We start from the raw sequence: 20,326 nt of genomic DNA, 5'->3' as shown, positions 1-20,326 counted from the left end.
GAGTTACCTCCTTGTCTCCATTATACTAATAAATACGTAGGAGGGATTTGTACCATGTACATGACAGTAGAAGAAACAGCTGACTTCTTGTCGATGCCACTTGAACAAGTCAAAAGGTATATCGCCGATAAAAAGATACGTGCTGTCTTTGACGGAGAGCAGTATGTTGTCAATAGTGCACAGTTCGAAACCCATTTAGAGCAAGTGGAAGAATTAAAACGTCAAATTGATGAGTGGCGCAATACTCCAATTCCAGAGGACATTGATGTAAAGGACGAGGACTAGCCAATCCAATTTATGCATATCAAACAAAAAGGACTTTTTCCGAAGGGAAATTGTCCTTTTTGATTTTATATTGTAATAAAAAAGCCTGCTCTCTTACCGATAATCTCTGCGTAGTCCTCAACCATCACGCTAGCAGTAGGATACATCCCCGCTCCAGGACCTACTAGTGTAAGTGTCCCAATATAGTTAGTATCAAGAGAAACAGCATTATTTACTCCTTCGATTGCATACAACGGATGATCTGCTCCTACCAGCTGAGGCCCTACTGATGCATATAACTCTCCATTTTCATCCTGTTCAATTTCTGCTACATGACGATAACGAAGACCTTTGTCCTTAGCTTCACGTACATCCTCTAATGTAATTTCATCGATTCCTACTACACGTACATCGTCCCAATCTGGCTGTTTTCCAAATGCCAATGCGCTTAAGATCATTAGCTTGCGAAATGCATCCTGACCAGATATATCGTTGTAAGGATCAGCCTCTGCATATCCAAGCAGCTGTGCTTCTTTTAAGGCACTCTCAAATGGCGAATCCTCTATACGCATTTGCGTCAAAATATAGTTGGATGTTCCATTCAATATTCCTTGAATTTTCTTTACAGAGTTCACTTGAAGCAGGTTTTTTAGAGTCTTGATAATTGGCACCCCACCAGCTGTAGTAGCCTCATAGCCTACAAATACACCTCGTGATTTTGCGCGCTCCTGTAAGGGAATACTATATTTAGAGAACATGACTTTATTTGCAGTAATCACGTGACAACCTTTGTCAATCGCTCTGCATAAATAGCTATATGCGGGCTCTTCGTTGACAATTGCCTCAAAAACTACCTGGAGTCCAGGAATATTCTCAATATCCTCAAAGTCGTCTGTTACCAAAACTCCTGGAGTTTCAGGTCTTTCTTTTGCTAAATTATTTATCAGGATTGCACAAATCTCAATATCCAACCCTAATGATTTTTTTAAGTCTTCTCTTTTTTCATTTACGATGTGATAAATCCCTTGGCCGACTGTTCCAAACCCTAAAATCGCTGCTTTTATTTTTGCCATGCTGTCTCCTCCAAAATGAATCTGTACAATTGAATATAAATAATCGCACTTGTGTAATATTTCAATAAATTTATTGACTATTTTACATATTGTAGACTATTTTTATTCATTATACAATAGGATTCTATCTAGAGAGGACATTTGTTTTTCTCAAAAGTACTTTTTCGAGTGCATTTTGTAAGTCTTCAACTGCCTCCAAGCCAACAGACAAGCGGATTAGATCCTCTGTAACACCTGATTTTACTAAATCCTCGGGAGTAAGCTGTTGGTGAGTAGTAGAAGCTGGGTGGATAATTAAGGATTTTGCGTCTCCTACATTAGCAACATGAGACCAAATTTCAATATTATCAATAATTTGTCTACCTGCTTCTCTGCCTCCCTTCACTCCAAATGTCAGAATAGAACCGAAGCCATTTTTTAAATACTTTTTAGCCAGCTCGTGCGTTGGATGGTTTTCAAGCCCTAAGTAGTTAACCCATGACACTTCCTCATTTGCATTTAAGTACTCTGCAATCTTCTGTGCATTTTCGTTATGTTTTGGCACTCTTAAGTGAAGTGTTTCTAGTCCTTGAAGAAAGGAAAATGCTGCCTCTGGGCTAAGAGTAGGACCAAAATCCCGAAGCAACTGAACTCTTAGCTTAATTGCAAATGCCACATTTGGTACGTCGATTCCATAACGTAGCCCATGATAAGTAACATCAGGCTCTGTAAATCCCGGAAATTTATCGGAGTTCCAATTGAAATTCCCTCCATCTACTACTACACCACCAATTGTTGTCCCATGTCCTCCAATCCACTTCGTTGCAGAATGTATAACAATGTTAGCTCCATACTCTATAGGATTTGAACCAAAAGGTGTAGCAAATGTGTTATCTACTAATAATGGAACTCCTACTTCATTGGAAATTTTTGAAACAGCTTCTACGTCTAGAACATTTAAGCTTGGATTTCCAATGATTTCTGCAAAGAAGCCTTTCGTTTTCTCTGTAACAGCTTTACGGAAATTTTCTGGGTCAGAGGAATCTACGAATTTTACTGTAATCCCATAACGTGGGAGTGTATGTGCAAATAGATTAAAAGTTCCTCCGTATAAATTTTCAGCAGCTATAATTTCATCTCCAGCTCCAGCAATGTTCAAAATAGAAAATGCTATAGCTGCTGCTCCTGAGGAAAGTGCTACTGCTGCTGTTCCTCCTTCCAGTAATGCAATTCTTTGTTCAAAAACATCTACTGTTGGGTTTGTGATTCTGGAATAGATATTACCAGTCTCTTTCAAGGCAAATAGATTTTGTGCATGCTCTGTGCTTTGAAATACATATGAGGTTGTTTTGTAAATAGGTACTGCTCTAGATCCTGTCACTGGATCAGGCGTTTGTCCACCGTGTAATAGAAGTGTTTCTTTTTGAAGATTAGTCATTTGAATTCCTCCGATTTAGTAGATTAGATGGATGCTGGAGGCCAGAGAGGATTATAGAACTGACAACTATAAAAACCCCTCTTCAATTAAGAAGAGGGGTCAAATTGATGACATGTTCCTCCTCTTATCTTCCAAATTCTATTAAAGAATTTGTAGGATTTAGCACCTTTCCAAGTTATAGAACTTGGTGGTTGCCGGACTTCTTAGGGCCTATTCCCTCAGTCACTCTTGATAAGAGTATTTGATTAGTATTCCATCTTGTTACACAGTATAAGTCTCCATATATTTAGATGTCAAGTCATTTTATAAAAATTCTGAAACTTCTTCTTTTTTTAATCGTTTAATATAATAGATAGAATAATTTTATAAGGGGTGTCATAGAATGGTTGTTTGGATTGTTAGCATTCTCCTAACTGGCTACATTATTGGTTCGCTACATGGATCTAAACTCGCTCAATGGATGAGTGGAGTTAATATAAAAAAAGAAGGTCTAAATAATTCCGGAGCATCCAATGCTACTGTCGTACTTGGCTGGAAGTATGGTGTTTTAGTGGGAGTCATAGATATATTAAAGGGTGCCATTATGATTATTGGCGTACGTGTACTTTCTGAGCAGTGGAGCTTGTTTAGTTCATCAGAGCTGGATCTACTTCTTTATCTAGCTGGTGCCGCGGTTATTTTAGGACACAACTTTCCAGTTTTCACAAAATTTAAAGGTGGGAAAGGCACAGCCTCCATTATCGGGGTTTTACTTGCATTACATTGGCCGGTCGGACTGGCTGGATTGCTTATATTAATCTGCGTTACACTTTTAACAGATTATTTGTTGATTGGGGTTTTGTTTTTTTACCTCATATTTTTAGGAGCCTCTGTCTGGACAGCAGATGGAACAGGGCCAATCTTAATAGCAGGCTTCCTATTTTTAATGGCTTCCTTCTTACACATAGAGAATGTCCAACGATTAATACGGAACGAAGAAACAAAAATTTCCTCTGTTATAAAGAAAAAGAAGCCTTCGGTTTAAAGGAAAAGAGTGAGTTAAATGAGCAAAAAAAAGAGGTGGATTGTGGTCATTCCATTCATAATAATCGCATCGAGCGGATTAGGTATGTGGATGCTTACAAGTAAATGGCTCGAGGATGGGTTAAAGCCTAAGGCCGACGGTTCCAATGAGTATGCCATTGTGTTAGGGGCCAAGGTCAAAAAAGGGCACATCCCTTCTCTAGCACTTCTTTATCGTTTGGAAGCAGCACTAGATTATGCTGAAAAATACCCATCTGTAAAACTTGTTGTTACTGGAGGACAGGGACAAGATGAGGATATAGAAGAAGCTATAGTCATGAAGAACTATCTCGTAGAGAATGGAATTATGGAGAGTCGAATTATAGTAGAAGATCAATCTACCTCTACGTATGAAAACCTTTTATACTCTCAACAGCTTCTCCCTGACAGCGTTACCTCTGTCACAATTATTACGAGTGATTTCCATTTACAGCGAGCAAAAATTATAGCTGAGGGAATAGGATGGGACGCAGACGTGGTAGCAGCTAGGACACCACAAATTTCAGAGGCAAAACTACGTTTGCGCGAAAGAGCGGCCTTGCTAAAAACCTTTGTCTCCGGAGAATAACAAGGGAGGGATAAAAAAAGAAGAGTAGCTTTGCTACCCCCTTCTTTCTCCCTCCCCCAGCTCGCTCATTTGCGAATTATAGGAAAGTTATTAACCCTCGACCAGTGCATAATATTTCAGAAGTTTACCTTCTAATTCAACGAGTAAAATAGGGCCTTCTTTTTCTATAGTAGAAAAAATATTTGAACCCACAGGGAGCTTATTCGACATTTCATCTTCAAAGTCTGTGTCTGAATCATTTCTTATTTTTATTTCCCCTACTTGCTCGCCTTTTGTTAAAGTTAGTTCCTCAACCCAGTCAATTTTAGTCTTATAAATCACACCATCGAGTTGAAAAATATCGGCTTCAGGGTCTAATGTTAAAACCTCTTCCGCATCAGGATTTTTAGTTTCATGAACTTCTATTTTTTCTGTGTTCAATGAATTAGAACATCCAACAGCAGTTAATAAAACGAAAATGATCAAACCCCAAAATAATGCAAGTTGTCTCACGTTATCCCCTCCTTACATTGTTAGACGGACAAGGGTGGAATAAGTTACCTTTCAATACTTTTATATATGGTCTTTATACTTTTCTAATTATGAATTGGATTCAATTCCCTTCTTCCTCATCCTTTTAACCAATAAGCACTACCATCATCTTCTCTATCTAAAAACCCGTACTCTACTAAATAGCGTCTGAGGGTTACATAGTCATCGTATATGCTTTTTAGAATTTCATTTATTTCTTTCTCGCTATACTGCTTTTCCTTGTCAAATTGCTTAATAATTACTCGTAGTGTTGCAAGCTTTTGTTTTTCCTTTTTCGGAAACTTAATCATCCGACCACTTATTCCCTCTGGGAAGAATTTTTTCTCTACTTCTGCTTGTTCATCAGCTGTTATATTATAACGATCGTCTACCATCGTAGCGTTTTTATGAATTGGCAGGAAATTAGGGGCATGTCTGTCCTTTTCCTTCAACAGCTCCATCATTGTCAAAAATATCTTTGCTTGGCGTTCCTTTTCCTTCAAGACAAATCGATGATTTCGAATAGTCGAGGCACTCCCTATCTCTAACTCCTTTTGAATTTCTAAGTCACTTCTCCCTTCATAAAACAGTTGCAATAAGCTATTTTGATGGTCCGTCAAGCCAGTTAGCTTTTTGTTTAAGCCAATTAAATGATCAAATACAGAGTTATGTTGTTTCTCTATATGAAGCTTCATAAATCGCTCCGATTCATACAAAACATTATTTTCAGGATATATTAAGCCCTTTTCAACTTTCTCCCCACATAATAAACATTGATAGCATTCCTTTTCCTCCACATACCCTTTTTTCATCTCTTCCATAGATGCGTCCAAAAAGTTTTCAATTACTCTCATAACAAACATAACTCCTTTTCGTTTGTAAATATACAAACATTTTATATTAATATCTATTTTAAATCAAATTAAATAATACTGTTGCAATTTTTCTGAAAATAATAAACAATTAAAAGGAAGGATTACAAGAAAATAGGGGGAAATACATTGGTTACATTCAAAGAATACGAATACAAAAGACCAGATTTGCAAGAAATGAAGACAGCTTTTCATAGTTTATTAGATAAAATGAAGGAAGCTACTTCTGTAGAGGAGCAAAATTCAATAATTGAAGAGATTAACTCGATTCGCAACAACTTCTCTACTCAAGCAAACCTTGTTTATATCCGAGCTTCTATCGATACAAACGATGAATTTTATCAAAAGGAACGCGATTTTTTAGATGAAATCAGTCCCGAGGTAGATGAGCTTGTCACAGAATACTACAAGGTTCTTGTAGCTTCCCCATACCGCAATGAGCTAGAAAAAAAGTGGGGCAACCAATTATTTGATTTGGCAGACTTTCAGATTAAAGGATTCTCTTCAGAGTTGATCGGCTTAATGCAAAAGGAAAACAAACTAACCTCTGACTACTCTAAGCTTGTTGCATCTGCAGAAGTAGAGTTCGAGGGAGAAAAATATACACTAGCACAGCTTGGAAAGTTTACAGAGTCTACAGACCGCGAAATAAGAAAGAAAGCTAGAGAAGCTTCTATTGGGTTTTTCCAAGAAAATGAAGCCAAATTTGATGACATCTATGACCAACTTGTTAAGCTACGTCATGAGATGGCAACTACTCTTGGCTACAAAAACTTTGTAGAGCTTGGTTATATTCGGATGAACAGAATCGACTATAATGCGGAGATGGTAAAAAAATTCCGTGACCAGGTTCGTGATTATATAGTTCCTCTTGCCAATAAGCTACACGAAAGACAGGCTAAACGCATTGGTGTAGAGAAGCTTAAATTTTATGATGAACCACTTAACTTTTTAACTGGAAATGCAACTCCACAAGGTTCTCCTCAATGGATTATCGACAATGGAAAGAAAATGTATGAGGAGCTTTCTCCAGAAACAGCGGAATTCTTCCAGTTTATGATTGACCGGGACCTAATGGATTTAGAAGCTAAAAAAGGAAAAGAAGCTGGAGGATATTGTACATTTATCGATGACTATGAATCTCCTTATATTTTCTCTAATTTCAATGGAACATCTGGAGATATTGATGTGTTAACTCATGAAGCAGGTCATGCTTTTCAGGTTTATACAAGTAGAAATATCGGGATACCGGAATATATCTGGCCAACGTTTGAATCCTGCGAGATCCACTCGATGAGTATGGAATTTTTCACTTGGCCATGGATGGAGCTTTTCTTCAAGGACCAAACAGAGAAATATAAATTTGCCCATCTAAGTAGTGGTCTTCTGTTCCTTCCTTACGGCGTGGCAGTAGACGAATTCCAGCACATTGTATATGAAAATCCAGAAATGACACCAGCAGAAAGAAAAGCAGCATGGAGAAAAATTGAGCAAGCGTACCTCCCTCATCGTGATTATGATGGAAACAGTTATTATGAGGCTGGTGGCTTCTGGCAGCGCCAAGGACATATATATGCAAGTCCTTTCTATTACATCGATTATACGTTGGCACAGATTTGTGCATTCCAATTTTGGAAGCGTTCAAGAGAGGATCGTGACTCTGCATGGAAGGATTACTTACACCTTTGTAAACTTGGGGGCTCTATGTCCTTCACTAAGCTTGTAAAAGAAGCTAACCTCATTTCTCCTTTTGAGGAAGGATGCGTCGAGTCTGTCATAGGTACAATTGAGGATTACTTAAACAGCGTAGATGATGCGGCTCTTTAAAAAGGCAAGCTGAGTTACGCTAACTATACAAACATTTATAGAGGATGGTCGTGATTTTCGTCACGGCCATCCTCATTTTGGGTATTAGCCTTTTTGTGTTTGTTAGAATCTTTTAGATAATGCGCTCATACAATAGCAGGTAATTCATAGAAGATAACGAATGTAAGTATAAAGGGGTGTTATTATGTCAAGTAAAATATTAGCAATTACAATTGCGATTATGGGAATTATTTATATATTTTTGATACCTCATGATCCGGTTGGTATTAAAATAATGTTCAAACTTATTCCTATGCTGCTTATTATTCTTTTTGCAAGTGTTCAACCACCTGGTTTACCCAAGAGCTACAAGACACTTATCATATTAGGATTATTTATATGTATGCTAGCAGACGGACTAATTTATTGGTTTATTATTGGTCTCATCACATTTTTAATAGGACATATCGTTTATATTTTTGCGTTCAGAAGAATAAAGAAAAACACAATCCCTAAGTGGGCAGCAGCTTTGTTACTTCTTTATGGGCTTATTATGATTATTTGGATTGCAGGCACCTTATGGACTGAAGGAGAATTTGTTTTAGTAGTTGCTGTTGTTCTGTATATAGGTGTTATTTTAACTATGGGCTGGCATGCATTACAGACAGGTAATAGGTTCGCCATAATTGGTGCCATCTTATTTATATTCTCTGATTCCATCCTAGCGATTAATAAGTTTATAGTAGCTATCCCTTATGAGCATGCACTTGTAATGCTCTCCTACTATGGTGCACAATTTCTCTTCTCATACAGTATATTTTCGCATTATTCCTCAACACGGAATAATCTGTTAAAATAAATATATGCTTTGCATATTGGAGGAGATTTTATCATGAAAGAAATTCTTATTGATCGATTAACTAGATACGCTAAAATAGATACACAATCCAATGCCGCTAGCTCTTCTTGTCCTTCTACTGAAGGTCAGTGGGACTTACTTCATTTATTGGAGAAGGAATTAGCAGAACTTGGGATGGAAGAGATCACATTAGATGATAATGGATACTTGTTTGCCTCTCTACCAGCTAACACAAATAAGGATGTGCCTACAATCGGCTTTTTGGCACATGTGGATACAGCAACAGATTACACAGGAAAAAATGTAAATCCTCAGCTAATTGAAAGCTATGACGGACGAGACATTCAACTGAATAAGAATACTGTTATGTCAATTGCAGACTTCCCTGAATTAACAAAGTACGTTGGTCAAACACTAATGACTACAGATGGATCGACCTTATTAGGAGCTGACAACAAAGCAGGTATAGCTATTATCATGACTGCTATGGAATACTTCCTTCAAAACCCCGAAGTAAAACACGGGAAAATACGTGTGGCCTTTACGCCTGACGAGGAAATAGGTCGCGGACCACATAAATTTGATGTAGAAACATTCGGAGCTAAATACGCGTACACAATGGACGGAGGTCCACTTGGGGAACTGCAATATGAGAGCTTTAACGCTGCTAGTGTTAAAGTCACTACCCATGGGAAAAGTGTACATCCTGGCTCTGCTAAAGGAAAAATGGTGAACTCCATTACGATGGCAACTAAATTCCAATCCCATATGCCTGTGGATGAAGTTCCAGAAAAAACTAGTGGGGACGAAGGTTTTATTCACTTGATGTCCTTTAACGGGGATGTAGAAAAATCAGAGCTAGGCTACATTATTCGTGATCACGACCGCCAAAAATTCGAAGCTAAAAAACAACTGTTTCTAGATGTTGCAGAAAAATTTAAAGCTGAATACGGAGAACACGCAATCGTGGTGGATGTAAGAGATCAATATTATAATATGGGTGAAAAAATTACACCTGTTATGGAAATTGTAGATATTGCTAAGGATGTTATGATTTCCTTAGACATAGAACCATTAATTATCCCTATCCGTGGCGGGACAGATGGCTCTCAGCTTTCCTTCATGGGTATGCCAACACCAAACATCTTTACAGGTGGAGAAAACTATCATGGGAAATATGAGTATATCTCTATAAATGCAATGGAAAAAGCTACAGAAGTAATGAAAGGGATTATTCAAACCTTTGAAAATAAAGCATAACTAAGCTATAGATAAAAGAGACACTTGCCATATTTAGCGAGTGTCTCTTTTACCGTTTTAGCATATCTTATTACACTGTAGCTTCTGTTACTGGATTTCTTTCTGCAATGTAGCGAGATACATGCTTGTAGCTGACAGCAAATACGATAAATGTCAGTACAAGGAATGCCACTAAGCAAATTAGAAGTACAAAACCATTTGCCAGCATAAACCCTGGATCTCCTAAAGAAATAACGGATTTAAGCCCTGCATTAGAATACGTTAGCGGTAAGAATTTACTAAGCGCTTGTAAGTTCTCCGGTAACATAGGTATTGGTAGGTTCGAGCCTGTTGTAGATAATTGAAGAACGATGAATGCAAGAGCAATAAATCGACCAATATTACCTCCTAATGCTATCAAGAAGAATACAATAGACATAAACGCTAGACTTACAAAAACAGTAAACAGTATAAATAATCCCGCATTAGTAACCTGAAGTTTCAAGAAGAATAATGAAAATAAAGATACTAATAAACCTTGAGCAACTGCAAATAATGAAAGCTGCATAAGTTTACTTGCATACCAGCTAAATAATGAACCTGGCAAAGTAACTGGTCTTTTGAAATCAACGATAAAAGATAAGATTAAAATTCCAACAAATAAAGCTAAAGAAATAATATATGGGGCTGTAGAATCACGGTAATAATTATAGCTGTTCACCGTCTCCCCCTTAAAACTAACCGGATTAGAGAATTTAGCTATATTAGCTTCACTCACCTGAATACCATTTACTTGTTCCGCTCCACCTGCTAAGCCAGTTTGAAGCTCTTGGCTTCCAGATTGCAATTGATTTGCACCATCGTTTAGTGATGTTACCCCTAAAGTCATTGTCTCCCAACCAACTGCAACAGTTTGGTTACCATCACTAATTTGTGTAAGCCCTGCCTTTAAATCAGTAACTGCATTGCCAATCTTCGTCCAAGAACTTGCAACAGTGGCATTCCCATTAGCCACTTGATTTGCCCCTGTTTTAAGTCGATTGATCCCAGCATTAGCTGCCGTTTGTCCTTCTACAAGTTGATTGATCCCAGCATTCAGCTGCTTAGACCCTGTGGTAAGCTGAGTCGCTCCAGCAACTAAAGCGTCAGCACCCTGCTTTAATGGTTGAACTTGCTGATCAAATTGAGTGAGACCTTTTGAAATTGCATCACTTGTTCCTACAAGCGTCATAAATTCCACATCTTTTGCAAGCTCAGGATGTTTTGCTAAATAACCCTTCAAGCCTTCCGTAAGATTTTGAGATCCTCCTGAAAGCGTTTTCGTAGATTCTGTCACTTTAGCAATTCCACCTGCTAACTGCTCTGCCCCTGGTTTCAACTGTTTTTCTAAGCCTGTAGATAATGTGGAACTACCTGTGTTAACAGTCTTTAAACCATTCAATACCTGGTCAGATCCAGCTTTTAGAGAATCTAAGCCTTGCACAACCTCTTTTGATCCTGCAGCCAGCTTTTTAATGTCATTCTCTCCGCTTTTAATCGAGCTAAGTAATTGGCTAGCTCCATCCTCAGCAGTTTTAGCTCCAACTGCAAGCTTCTGAACATCTCCTGATTTTTCGTTTAAAGATTGTAGCAGTTGACTTGTACCTGCCGAAAGACTTGTTGTACCCTCATACAATTTGTTAGAACCATCAGCACCGGAAGCAAATCCATTAGAAATATCACCAAATCGTGCAAATAATGTTTTGGTGTAGGTTTCCGTAATTTTGTTTCCTAGCTGTTCACGAATTTTTTCTGTAGCACTTTTCGTCACCTGTGAAGCCATGAAGTTCAAGCCTTCATTTTGTGTATAAATTATTTCTGCTACCTGTGGATTAGCATCTAGCACGGTTGTTACCTTGCTAGAAAAGTCCTCTGGAATCTCAATCGTCATATAATACTTCTGACTCTTGAGTCCTTTTTCGGCTTCCTCTTTCGAAACAAAATCCCATCCTAAGGCTGGATTTTGCTTCAAATCTGCCACTAAATCATTCCCCACATTTATTGGGGCTCCCCCTGATTCAGCACCTGCATCATTATTAACAAACGCTACAGGTAAATTATCTAGATTGTCATACGGATCCCATGTAGCAGATAACAAAACTGCTGCATAGACAATTGGAATTAGCAAAACTCCAATTAGTGAAAATAATACCCCTTTTTTCTCTGTTAGCTTGGATAATTCCACGCCCAACAATTTGAACGCACCCATACATAACCCCCTATTTTAAATTAAAAAAATGCAGAAACAAAAAATGAATGAGTATTCATTTTTATTCCTACATTAATTATATTTTAAATTTTTAGATTTTTCATTATTTTTGTTAAATAGTAATATTAGACAAAAATTATCAAAATTTCACTGTTCAACAATATACTGATCCAAAGCACGGCTTACACTCTCTACAAAATTACCGCCAGCTCCCCAATCAAAACGCATAAATGCTCCTGCCCCACCACCAGAGGCTACTGCATGAACCTTGGTAAATTCCTCTAAATTGTCTAATGTGATAGTTAAAGATGCTCTATTACTTGTTCGATAATAGAATTTTTCTATTACACAAACAACTATCTCTTGGTCTCCTACAGAGCGCTTATATACGTCTAACACCTTACCAGATATAGATCCTGTGACAATTGATTGTTCTATTACCCTTAATGCCTCAATAGGTGTAATATCCACATAAAAATCTCGCACGTCTTTCATAATAACCGCCCCCTTTCTAACTTCTACGGTGCGGAAGTTAAAAAGTTCCATGTCACAAGGCATTATTACATGATTAATAATTGGTACAACGCAAGATTCTTAAACGATTTTACCTTATGCTATATGCTCTTTTTTTGCATGCGAGCACATCTGATGCATGTCCCAATTGATTGGATGTACAGAGAAGATATTTCCCATTTAGAATGGCCGCCGAAGTCTGAATAAATACATGTGATAAATTTGTAAATCCTTATTTTTGTATATTATTAATAATGCTTGATAAATTACACATAATAATTTCATACTATTAATTATTTAATTTTTTCTATTTTAAATTTTCCACGATTATTTCTTTTTAAACTTATATAAAAATATAGGTTCGTCCACCAAATATTCCTATTCCAATACCTGTAGGCTGTTCTCCGTTACAGCGGACGCTCTCTATTTATTGATAGTTACCTCGTAGCCTTGTTTTATCTCATAAAAAAGCGGCATCCATGCGGATGCCGCTATACAAGGGACGAACTTAACGTTGAGGGGGTTAAGTCGTAATAAATACTCAGCTGTACTTTGGAGAAAAGTTGCTGGTAAGAACCTTCTCTATTGAGTAAGCTCTATACGATAATGATAATCATTTTCAATTAGTATGTCAACCATTTTTATTAATGTAATTTTTTACTTACCCAAGTTAAGTTTTACTTACTAATTGTTTTGGCAGTCGATTAATGGGGTGAATGCTTCTTTCTTTCCCATAGAAAGCGTTCGCCAGTGAGGAAATCGAAGTTACACACCTTTGAATAGAGGTTTGTTCGTTGTACTCCCCTTCTACTCGTTTGCTAATAACTTTATTGTAAAACTAAAATGCATATTCCTTTTAGCTTCGGGAATAGCTAATAACAATCCCCAAAAAAAAGGAGTGAGAAAGAATGGATCGAAAAATAGACAAACAAGTGGAAGTAGCATTAGAAAGCTTCAGTACAGACGAAAAAAATAATATCCTAAAAAGCTTTACTACATTTAAGGATTATCTAGCTGACAAAGTTAAAATGGGTGAAAAAATGGGTCTAAGTGATGAGACCCTTGCAAAAGCAACCGAGAAAGTCGCAGGTTATCTTGCAGCGCACGAAGAACCTAGAAACCGTGAAGAACATCTTTTACAGCAACTATGGAAAACTGCTGACAAAGATGAGAAGCAAGCACTTAGCCAAATGCTTTTAAAACTTACGAAACATGAAGGATAAACGAGAAGAGGCAGATGGTCGTTTGTTAGACAATCCTGATAGGGTTAAGACGACTAAAGTCAGCCTGTTCGATATGCATGAGGATATGCAAACTGTTGATGCAATCTCTGTAGAGGATTTGAACATTCAAGTTCAAGACGAAAGAGATCATACCCACACGAAAAACCGTTCTTCTAGCGAAGAACGATTTCCTCCTAGATAATGTTTCTCCAACCTAGAAATAAAAAAAAGAATGCTCCTTTCCCCTTGGAGCATTCTTTTTATATTAAAGAGGGGTAGCCCTAATCAATTTAGCTTGAACCAAACGACGTCTAATAACCACTCCTACTAATGCTGCAACTATTGATTTTACTAAATCGGGAATAAGAAAAATTAACATTCCACCCTTGAAGGCTCCCTCCCATGAAATACCGGAAACCATTTTTAGCCAAACCATACCGATAGATAGAATAATGACTACACTGAGCATATTGGCTCCAATAGCTACAAATTTGTTATGACCAAACATGTCTAACAAAAAACTTATACATATCACAGCTGGTAGCGTAGCTAAAATATATCCTCCTGTTGGACCGAGTAATATGCCTGGTCCTCCCGTCATACCAGCAAAAACAGGTATCCCACCGAGGCCAAGTAATATATAGATGATAATGGCAAGACACGCATACTCTTTAGGTAAAATAGTAGCCGTTAACATAACAGCAATCGTTAAGAGTGAAAATGGTACAGGTGGTATAGCGATCATTACTTGAGCCGCTACGGCAATAATGCCAGCAAACATAGCAGCAGTAATCATCATTTTCAAACGTTCATTTCTCATAATTTTTTCCCCTTTTATTTGTGTTAACCTCTTATAAATATAAGTTAACACAAATACGGTTAAAAGAGAACAAAATAAAAAAAGAAACCGAAGGATGATTCTCGGTTTCTTATAATAATTTGAAGCAAGTTTATCTAGCAATGCTTACAACCAACGACTAACTGCATTTTCTACTGAGTCTAAACGTACTGTACTCTTTTGCATAGGGGGCGGACATGACTTGTTATAGGCCATAATTTTTTCATTTACTTTAGTAATTCGAAAATGGAGACCTTCTTTAAGACCATGTGTATAGGTAGACGCTATGTCCTGTAACTCATCACGAATTTCATGCTGTAGCTTAAGCCAGTGTGGTTTGTACCCCGCATCCTTGGCTATCTTTTGAAAGTGCTGAAAAATGTCTCCTGAGAAATATTCATCCGAGATCGGTTGACCCATTCCCTTGATACGATCCATGCCTCCAGACTTTTCATAGTTCCTAAGAATATCACCCATTAAATCGTTAACCGGTGGGGTATAATCGTCCTTATCCATCATCAAACCTCATTTCATAGAGATGTGTGGTGCTTTTTCAGACAAAATCCTTAAAAATTTCTGCTGTTCGCAAGGTGAGATAATTACACTTCCAAGCACTGCTTTTTTATAATGAATTTCTAACGCATCCTTAGAAGATAGAATTCGATAACCAGCTAAAATTTGAGATGTTTTATTGACTTTCGTTATATCCTCATAAGGAATTTTACTTTTAAACGGACCTCCTTTAATAAATAAGTACTTCTCCCTGAAAGAATACTCAATATCAAAGGTTATCCACAAAATAAATCCAACACACATGATAAATAAAATACTGATAATAGCCACTGCTTTTACATCTACATCATCTGAAAAGATTTCATATAAGGCAGGTACAAGAGTAGCAAGTGCTATTATAAAAATTGCTCCCCCTATAAAATAAGCAAAGGTTTTATCAATCTTAGATTTAAAGGTCATTCCATCCCCTCCTAGACAGATTTCGTGGCTGTATCCTTAATCCCTTCCCTATGTGCGTATATATTCTTTAAAATGGCTTTAATAACTGCATAGGTTGGAACCCCTAAAATGATTCCCATTAAACCTGCTATATTTCCAGCTGCTAAAATAATCGTAATAACCGTTAATGGATGAATATCCAAGGATTTCCCCATCACGTTTGGAGTAATGAAGTTACTTTCAATTTGCTGAGCTACAAGCATTATAATCGCTACATAGATAGCTAGTTTAGGCTCTTGAATTAAAGCAATAATAACTGCAGGAACTAGGGATATATATGGCCCTAAGAATGGAATAACATTCATAATCATCCCAAATAGCGCTAGTAGTAAGGCATATTCTAGACCAATTGCTGTATATCCGATGAATAACATTACTCCCACTAAAAAACTCACGAATAATTGTCCTTGAACGTATGAGCGAAGAGTATCATCTATATCAGATAAGGTTTTACGTATAAACTTTTTCTTTTCCCCCTTAAAAAACTGTGTAATGAAAGGGACAAATTTTTCATGATCCTTCAGCATATAGACCAGGAAGAATGGTACAAGCACCAATAAAAATACTCCTTGGAATACATTCTGGACGAACTTAACTATCAAACCGCCAGCAGATACTGCTATCGTTTCTATTTTTCCACTTGCACTATCTATCGTAGTTTGAATTGCCTCTGGCAGTTCACCAAATTTTTTTCTTTGGGAAATGGAATAATTAACGAATTCCTCTACCTCTTCTACCATCTCAGGTGTATTATCTACCAACGCATTCACCTGTTTTGTTAGGACAGGACTTAATAATGCAATGAATCCCCAAATAAGGAGACCAATTACAACAAATACTGATATAATACTAGCCCATCGTGGAAATTTTTTCGATTCTAGCCATTTTTGAAGTGGTCTGGATAAATAGAATAATACCCCACCCAATAACAGCGGCATAAAAATAGCCTGGGCAATTGTTAGAAAAGGGGAAAAGATCGATTTAACCTGCATAAACATAAAAATAATTAATAAAGTAAATAATATTGCGGTTCCAACCTGGAACCAAAGCTTTTTAGTCAACTAACTTTCACATCCTCCATGTAGGTTTAACATAATCTTATATACGAATTATCATAAGGTAAGTTTCATCATTATACGTATCGTACCATTTTTATAGTAAACTGTTAATAATTCTTAACTTGAATAGGGGGAGACTCTTGGAATACTATAAAAAATTGCGCCAATATGTTGGGCATCAGCCACTCATACTGCCTGGTTCAGTTGTGCTAATACTAAATGAACAAAACGAAGTGTTACTTCAAGAAAGAGCACCTGGCATTTATGGTCTGCCTGGAGGATTAATGGAGCTTGGCGAAAGCCTGGAAGTCACTGCATATCGAGAGGTTTTGGAGGAGACCGGCTTGCGCATTGGAAAACTGACACTTTGCCAAGTTTACTCAGGTCCTGATTATTATATAGAAAATCCAAATGGTGATACCTTTTATTCGGTTACTATCGTTTACAAAACCAATGAATATGAAGGCCTACTTACACCGGATGAATTAGAATCTATCTCACTTCAATTTTTCCCACCGAATAACTTACCGAACGGTATCCTAGCATCTTATCGCACCTTTATAGAGGACGAGTTATTGGATTAACGTCTCCATAACATAATTCAATGCAAATACTACGCTTAATATGTATGAAACTTCTATAATTTTAGTATTTCTAAAAAAATAGATTGTCATTCAATTATCTCCAATTATTTTATAGATGAAAAATTGGATAGGAATTATAAAAGAGAAATAAAGGTCAGCGACTAGGAGATGCTGACCTTTTTGTTACTTTTCTTTTTATTCCTATCCAGGAAACCTTACCACTTCCCATTTTGTTTTGCGAAGAGATGAAATAACAATAAAGTTAACGTATAGCCCCTGGGATTATTTCATCTAATGCTGCTGAAATAAGCTGTGAAACAGGAAAATTTCTTAAATCTAATACTCTTACCGAGCCACCTGGCGAAGTTTTTGTCACAAGAACGGAGCTCACTCATTACCTAAACATGGAATATAGACCAGCAAGGCAAATACGATTGCTCTTTGATTGTTCAAAAACAATTTGATAACCTTTTAAATTGGATATTTATGTTAAAATATTTAAAAGTATGTTGCTGGGGGAATTGATTATTAAAATTAATACTTACTTTATTCAATTATCGCTAACAATGATTGTTATTTTCGGTGGAACTTTGGTCATTCGTTATTTTAGAACGAATGAAATTCTAGTAGACCAACTTATTGGAGCGTCAGTGGGAGTTCTACTTCTTATAGCATCATTGATTTGGAGGAGAATAAAAAAGTAATTACAGTATTTAGGGGGTTTAATTAATGACTTTGAATCTGGATGATGTTATAGCGACTTTAATATTTTTGATTTTTATTGTTCTAGTTATTGCTATTATTTTTATCGCTATTAAAGGTTTGAGAAATTCAACTAAAGAAAAACAGCTAATTAACCAAAAGTTAGATACCGTATTGAAAAAGTTAGATGAGCTAAATAAAAATTGATTTCTCTCTACATAATAGCTATAGACCATTCTAATATTTAATCAATTTCATCCTTAAGATTTTTACAGGTGTTTAATAGTTAAGATTAGGAATTTGACTCACTTATAAAAAGAAATGAGGTGTGATAAAAATTAAGATAGTTATTTCTTTGCTTATAACACTTACAATAATTATGGGATGTTCGAGTAAGGAAGAAAGGATCGTCAACGTTAATAATGACGAAATACCGACGGAAAATAAAAATACATCTAAACTTCCACCAGGCTTATCTATATCAATAGGAGAAGAGACCATCCGTCCATTTTTAATCGGCTACAGTTGGAGTTATTACGATGAATATGAAGATTCAATGGCTACCATTGAGACAGAATCTATTCCACCGCCTAGCTTAGAAAATATTGATAAGTTAACAACTGTAAGCTCAAATTCAGAGGTTGTACTAAAATTTGAAAAAGCTCCAACTGATTATCAGGTCATAATATGGGAATCGGAAAGTAATGTCACAGGGACCTTTGATGAATTAGACCTTTCACAACTTAAAGGTAAATTTATATTCAGAGTCACAGGGCACTGGGAGGAAGGAAAAGCTAGTTATTTTCTCTACTTAAATATCCAGTAACTTATTTAACACACGAGAGCTTTAGTAAAAAAAGTACATAAAAATGAGTTTGGACATTTCCCAGCTTATTTTTTGTACATCTTTAATCAACATTTATCTTTAAAATAGACGAAAAAACACCTCTAGATCACTCTTTAGAGGTGTTTTTTTCTTCTATTAAATATCTTATTTATGAGCAATATGGACTTTTAAAAGCTTACCCTTAATCGTTGTGTTTCTCATTTTTTTCAATACTAGAGGTCCTTTACCATTTAGAATTTCAACGTATGAAACGTTATCTTGAATAGTAATAATACCTATATCGTCAGCAGAAACTCCCTCGATTTTGGCAATTGTCCCTACGAAGTCTACCGCTCTGATTTTCTTTTTCTTACCACCATTGAAATATAGCTTAGTAATATTAACATTCAGCTGCTCGCCTTTTGATTTCTTAGCTTCTGGCTGCTCCTGCATCTTAAGATCAAACGCTGCTCTGTTTTGAGCAACCATTTCTGCCGTAATTTCACGTCCAGTTGGAATTTCAAAGCCAATAAATGCTTCAATCTCTTTTACAAATTTGTCTTCATGAGGAGTCGCAAGCATAATCGACTTTCCGCTTCTGCCAGCTCTTCCTGTTCTACCTGTACGATGTACATAGCTTTCTTGCTCTAACGGCACATCATAATGGATTACGTGCGTAATATCTTCAATATCAATACCACGTGCTGCGACATCCGTAGCGATCAAATAACGGAATTCTCCTTTTCTGAAATCATCCATTACCTCAAAGCGATCTTCCTGCATCATACCACCGTGAATCTTATCTGCCGTATAGCCTTTATTGTCTAATGCGTCTACTAATTGATCTACACGCTCTTTTGTCCGGCAAAATACAATACAGCTATCCGGATTTTCTGTAATCGTCAGCTTTTCTATGAAGGCTAGCTTCTGGTCATCTTTCACTATATATTTTAAATGCTCAATTTTAGGCGCATCTTCTTCAGCTGCGTCTATTTCTATTGATACCGCATCATTCATATATCTGCCGCTTAACGTTTTTATCTCCTGTGACAAGGTTGCAGAGAATAGCATAGTCGTACGTTTTTTAGGAAGCAGTTTTATAATAGATTCTACTTGTTCAAGAAAACCCATGTTTAACATTTCATCTGCTTCATCAATTACTAAGTATTCTATTTTGGATACGTCCAATGTTCCTTTTTCTATATGATCTAACACACGACCTGGAGTTCCAACTACAATATGTGTTTTTTGCTTTAATGCCAGCTTTTGCTTTGCAAATGGAGATTTTCCATACAACGCTAATCCTTTAATTCGTTTATAGCGACCGATATTTGTGATGTCTTCCTGAACCTGCACTGCAAGCTCTCTTGTTGGGGTTAAAACTAAAGCTTGTGGCTTATTTTCTTCCCAATCTACTAGCTCACATAAAGGAGTGGCAAATGCGGCAGTCTTCCCACTACCTGTTTTCGATTTCACCAGAATGTCTTTCTTTGATAAGGCTACTGGGATAACCTTTTGTTGGACTTCTGTTGGCTCTGTGTAACCTAGTTGTTCAATTGCTTGCAATATTTTATCATCTAATTTAAATTCGTTAAAATGCATTCTGCATAATCTCCTCTTAGTTAAAGCCTAATTTATCTTCCGCGTTCTTTT

22 protein-coding genes and 1 riboswitch are annotated in these 20,326 nt (G+C 36.7%); of the genes, 11 read left to right on the top strand and 11 right to left on the bottom strand.

The window, feature by feature from the left end; all coding sequences use genetic code 11:
- The first annotated feature begins 54 nt into the window (after positions 1–54).
- Positions 55–285: an excisionase family DNA-binding protein gene (locus tag MKY09_RS01030; RefSeq protein WP_169359239.1), complete on the top strand. Its 231-nt coding sequence runs from the start codon at positions 55–57 to the stop codon at positions 283–285.
- Between the two features lie 65 nt (positions 286–350).
- Here the strand turns inward: MKY09_RS01030 and MKY09_RS01025 are convergent, their stop codons facing one another.
- Positions 351–1,337 (bottom strand): homoserine dehydrogenase, encoded by a 987-nt coding sequence (locus MKY09_RS01025; RefSeq protein ID WP_169359240.1) that lies wholly within the window; start codon positions 1,335–1,337, stop codon positions 351–353.
- A gap of 124 nt (positions 1,338–1,461) precedes the next feature.
- Positions 1,462–2,754 (bottom strand): PLP-dependent transferase, encoded by a 1,293-nt coding sequence (locus MKY09_RS01020; RefSeq protein WP_342567363.1) that lies wholly within the window; start codon positions 2,752–2,754, stop codon positions 1,462–1,464.
- Between the two features lie 121 nt (positions 2,755–2,875).
- Positions 2,876–2,992: riboswitch (SAM riboswitch) on the bottom strand.
- A 144-nt stretch (positions 2,993–3,136) separates the two neighbouring features.
- Here MKY09_RS01020 and MKY09_RS01015 point away from each other — a divergent pair.
- Complete coding sequence (locus tag MKY09_RS01015) at positions 3,137–3,778, top strand: glycerol-3-phosphate acyltransferase (RefSeq protein WP_169359242.1); 642 nt, start codon at positions 3,137–3,139, stop codon at positions 3,776–3,778.
- A gap of 18 nt (positions 3,779–3,796) precedes the next feature.
- Positions 3,797–4,384, top strand: coding sequence for a YdcF family protein (locus tag MKY09_RS01010; protein ID WP_251555227.1), 588 nt, complete (start codon positions 3,797–3,799; stop codon positions 4,382–4,384).
- A gap of 90 nt (positions 4,385–4,474) precedes the next feature.
- On the opposite strand, the gene MKY09_RS01005 is transcribed toward MKY09_RS01010, so the two are convergent.
- Together MKY09_RS01005 and MKY09_RS01000 are read right to left on the bottom strand one after the other, a co-directional pair.
- Positions 4,475–4,876 carry a hypothetical protein gene (locus MKY09_RS01005; protein WP_298469348.1) on the bottom strand — a complete coding sequence of 134 codons (402 nt, stop codon included), beginning with the start codon at positions 4,874–4,876 and terminating at the stop codon, positions 4,475–4,477.
- Positions 4,877–4,992: 116 nt separating this feature from the next.
- Positions 4,993–5,748: a DUF2087 domain-containing protein gene (locus tag MKY09_RS01000; RefSeq protein ID WP_298469345.1), complete on the bottom strand. Its 756-nt coding sequence runs from the start codon at positions 5,746–5,748 to the stop codon at positions 4,993–4,995.
- A gap of 147 nt (positions 5,749–5,895) precedes the next feature.
- Between MKY09_RS01000 and MKY09_RS00995 the strand changes: the two genes are divergently transcribed.
- The 3 genes from MKY09_RS00995 (at position 5,896) to pepT (ending at position 9,691) form a co-directional block, all read left to right on the top strand.
- Positions 5,896–7,593: a M3 family oligoendopeptidase gene (locus MKY09_RS00995; protein ID WP_342567362.1), complete on the top strand. Its 1,698-nt coding sequence runs from the start codon at positions 5,896–5,898 to the stop codon at positions 7,591–7,593.
- A 184-nt stretch (positions 7,594–7,777) separates the two neighbouring features.
- Positions 7,778–8,431 (top strand): lysoplasmalogenase, encoded by a 654-nt coding sequence (locus MKY09_RS00990; RefSeq protein WP_298469339.1) that lies wholly within the window; start codon positions 7,778–7,780, stop codon positions 8,429–8,431.
- Between the two features lie 33 nt (positions 8,432–8,464).
- The gene (gene pepT, locus MKY09_RS00985; RefSeq protein ID WP_342567361.1) at positions 8,465–9,691 is read left to right on the top strand and encodes a peptidase T; all 1,227 of its coding nucleotides are present in this window, start codon (positions 8,465–8,467) and stop codon (positions 9,689–9,691) included.
- 70 nt (positions 9,692–9,761) lie between these two features.
- Here the strand turns inward: pepT and MKY09_RS00980 are convergent, their stop codons facing one another.
- Positions 9,762–11,918, bottom strand: coding sequence for a YhgE/Pip domain-containing protein (locus tag MKY09_RS00980; protein WP_342567360.1), 2,157 nt, complete (start codon positions 11,916–11,918; stop codon positions 9,762–9,764).
- Between the two features lie 147 nt (positions 11,919–12,065).
- Entirely contained in the window at positions 12,066–12,413 is a 348-nt protein-coding gene (locus tag MKY09_RS00975) for a DUF6054 family protein (RefSeq protein WP_169359251.1), read from the bottom strand.
- Between the two features lie 926 nt (positions 12,414–13,339).
- On the opposite strand from MKY09_RS00975, the gene MKY09_RS00970 reads away from it, so the two are divergent.
- Together MKY09_RS00970 and MKY09_RS00965 are read left to right on the top strand one after the other, a co-directional pair.
- Positions 13,340–13,654, top strand: a complete 315-nt coding sequence (locus tag MKY09_RS00970) for a DUF3243 domain-containing protein (protein ID WP_169359253.1) — start codon at positions 13,340–13,342, stop codon at positions 13,652–13,654.
- Complete coding sequence (locus MKY09_RS00965; RefSeq protein WP_169359254.1) at positions 13,644–13,856, top strand: hypothetical protein; 213 nt, start codon at positions 13,644–13,646, stop codon at positions 13,854–13,856. Before MKY09_RS00970 ends, MKY09_RS00965 begins: the two co-directional genes overlap by 11 nt.
- Positions 13,857–13,919: 63 nt before the next feature.
- Here MKY09_RS00965 and MKY09_RS00960 read toward each other — a convergent pair whose 3' ends face one another.
- The 4 genes from MKY09_RS00960 to MKY09_RS00945 all read right to left on the bottom strand — a co-directional run bounded on the left by MKY09_RS00960 (position 13,920) and on the right by MKY09_RS00945 (position 16,564).
- A complete protein-coding gene (locus MKY09_RS00960; RefSeq protein WP_169359255.1) occupies positions 13,920–14,474 on the bottom strand; it encodes a biotin transporter BioY in 555 nt (184 codons plus the stop codon).
- Positions 14,475–14,618: 144 nt separating this feature from the next.
- A complete protein-coding gene (locus MKY09_RS00955) occupies positions 14,619–15,011 on the bottom strand; it encodes a DUF1992 domain-containing protein (protein WP_342567359.1) in 393 nt (130 codons plus the stop codon).
- Between the two features lie 6 nt (positions 15,012–15,017).
- Positions 15,018–15,464: a PH domain-containing protein gene (locus tag MKY09_RS00950; protein ID WP_342567358.1), complete on the bottom strand. Its 447-nt coding sequence runs from the start codon at positions 15,462–15,464 to the stop codon at positions 15,018–15,020.
- Between the two features lie 11 nt (positions 15,465–15,475).
- Positions 15,476–16,564 (bottom strand): AI-2E family transporter, encoded by a 1,089-nt coding sequence (locus tag MKY09_RS00945; RefSeq protein WP_169359258.1) that lies wholly within the window; start codon positions 16,562–16,564, stop codon positions 15,476–15,478.
- 137 nt (positions 16,565–16,701) lie between these two features.
- Here MKY09_RS00945 and MKY09_RS00940 point away from each other — a divergent pair, with 137 nt between their 5' ends.
- The 3 genes from MKY09_RS00940 (at position 16,702) to MKY09_RS00930 (ending at position 18,673) form a co-directional block, all read left to right on the top strand.
- Positions 16,702–17,145, top strand: a complete 444-nt coding sequence (locus MKY09_RS00940) for an NUDIX hydrolase (RefSeq protein ID WP_342567357.1) — start codon at positions 16,702–16,704, stop codon at positions 17,143–17,145.
- A 729-nt stretch (positions 17,146–17,874) separates the two neighbouring features.
- On the top strand, positions 17,875–18,054 hold the full coding sequence (locus MKY09_RS00935) for a hypothetical protein (RefSeq protein ID WP_342567356.1): 180 nt from the start codon (positions 17,875–17,877) through the stop codon (positions 18,052–18,054).
- 121 nt (positions 18,055–18,175) lie between these two features.
- Positions 18,176–18,673: a hypothetical protein gene (locus MKY09_RS00930; protein WP_342567355.1), complete on the top strand. Its 498-nt coding sequence runs from the start codon at positions 18,176–18,178 to the stop codon at positions 18,671–18,673.
- Between the two features lie 165 nt (positions 18,674–18,838).
- Here MKY09_RS00930 and MKY09_RS00925 read toward each other — a convergent pair whose 3' ends face one another.
- Positions 18,839–20,275: a DEAD/DEAH box helicase gene (locus MKY09_RS00925; protein ID WP_342567354.1), complete on the bottom strand. Its 1,437-nt coding sequence runs from the start codon at positions 20,273–20,275 to the stop codon at positions 18,839–18,841.
- Between the last annotated feature and the right edge of the window lie 51 nt (positions 20,276–20,326).

It is taken from the genome of Psychrobacillus sp. FSL K6-4046 (genome assembly GCF_038624605.1).
Lineage (GTDB): Bacteria > Bacillota > Bacilli > Bacillales_A > Planococcaceae > Psychrobacillus.
Note: the sequence above shows the minus strand (reverse complement) of the source record. Positions and strands in the feature narration are given on the sequence as shown.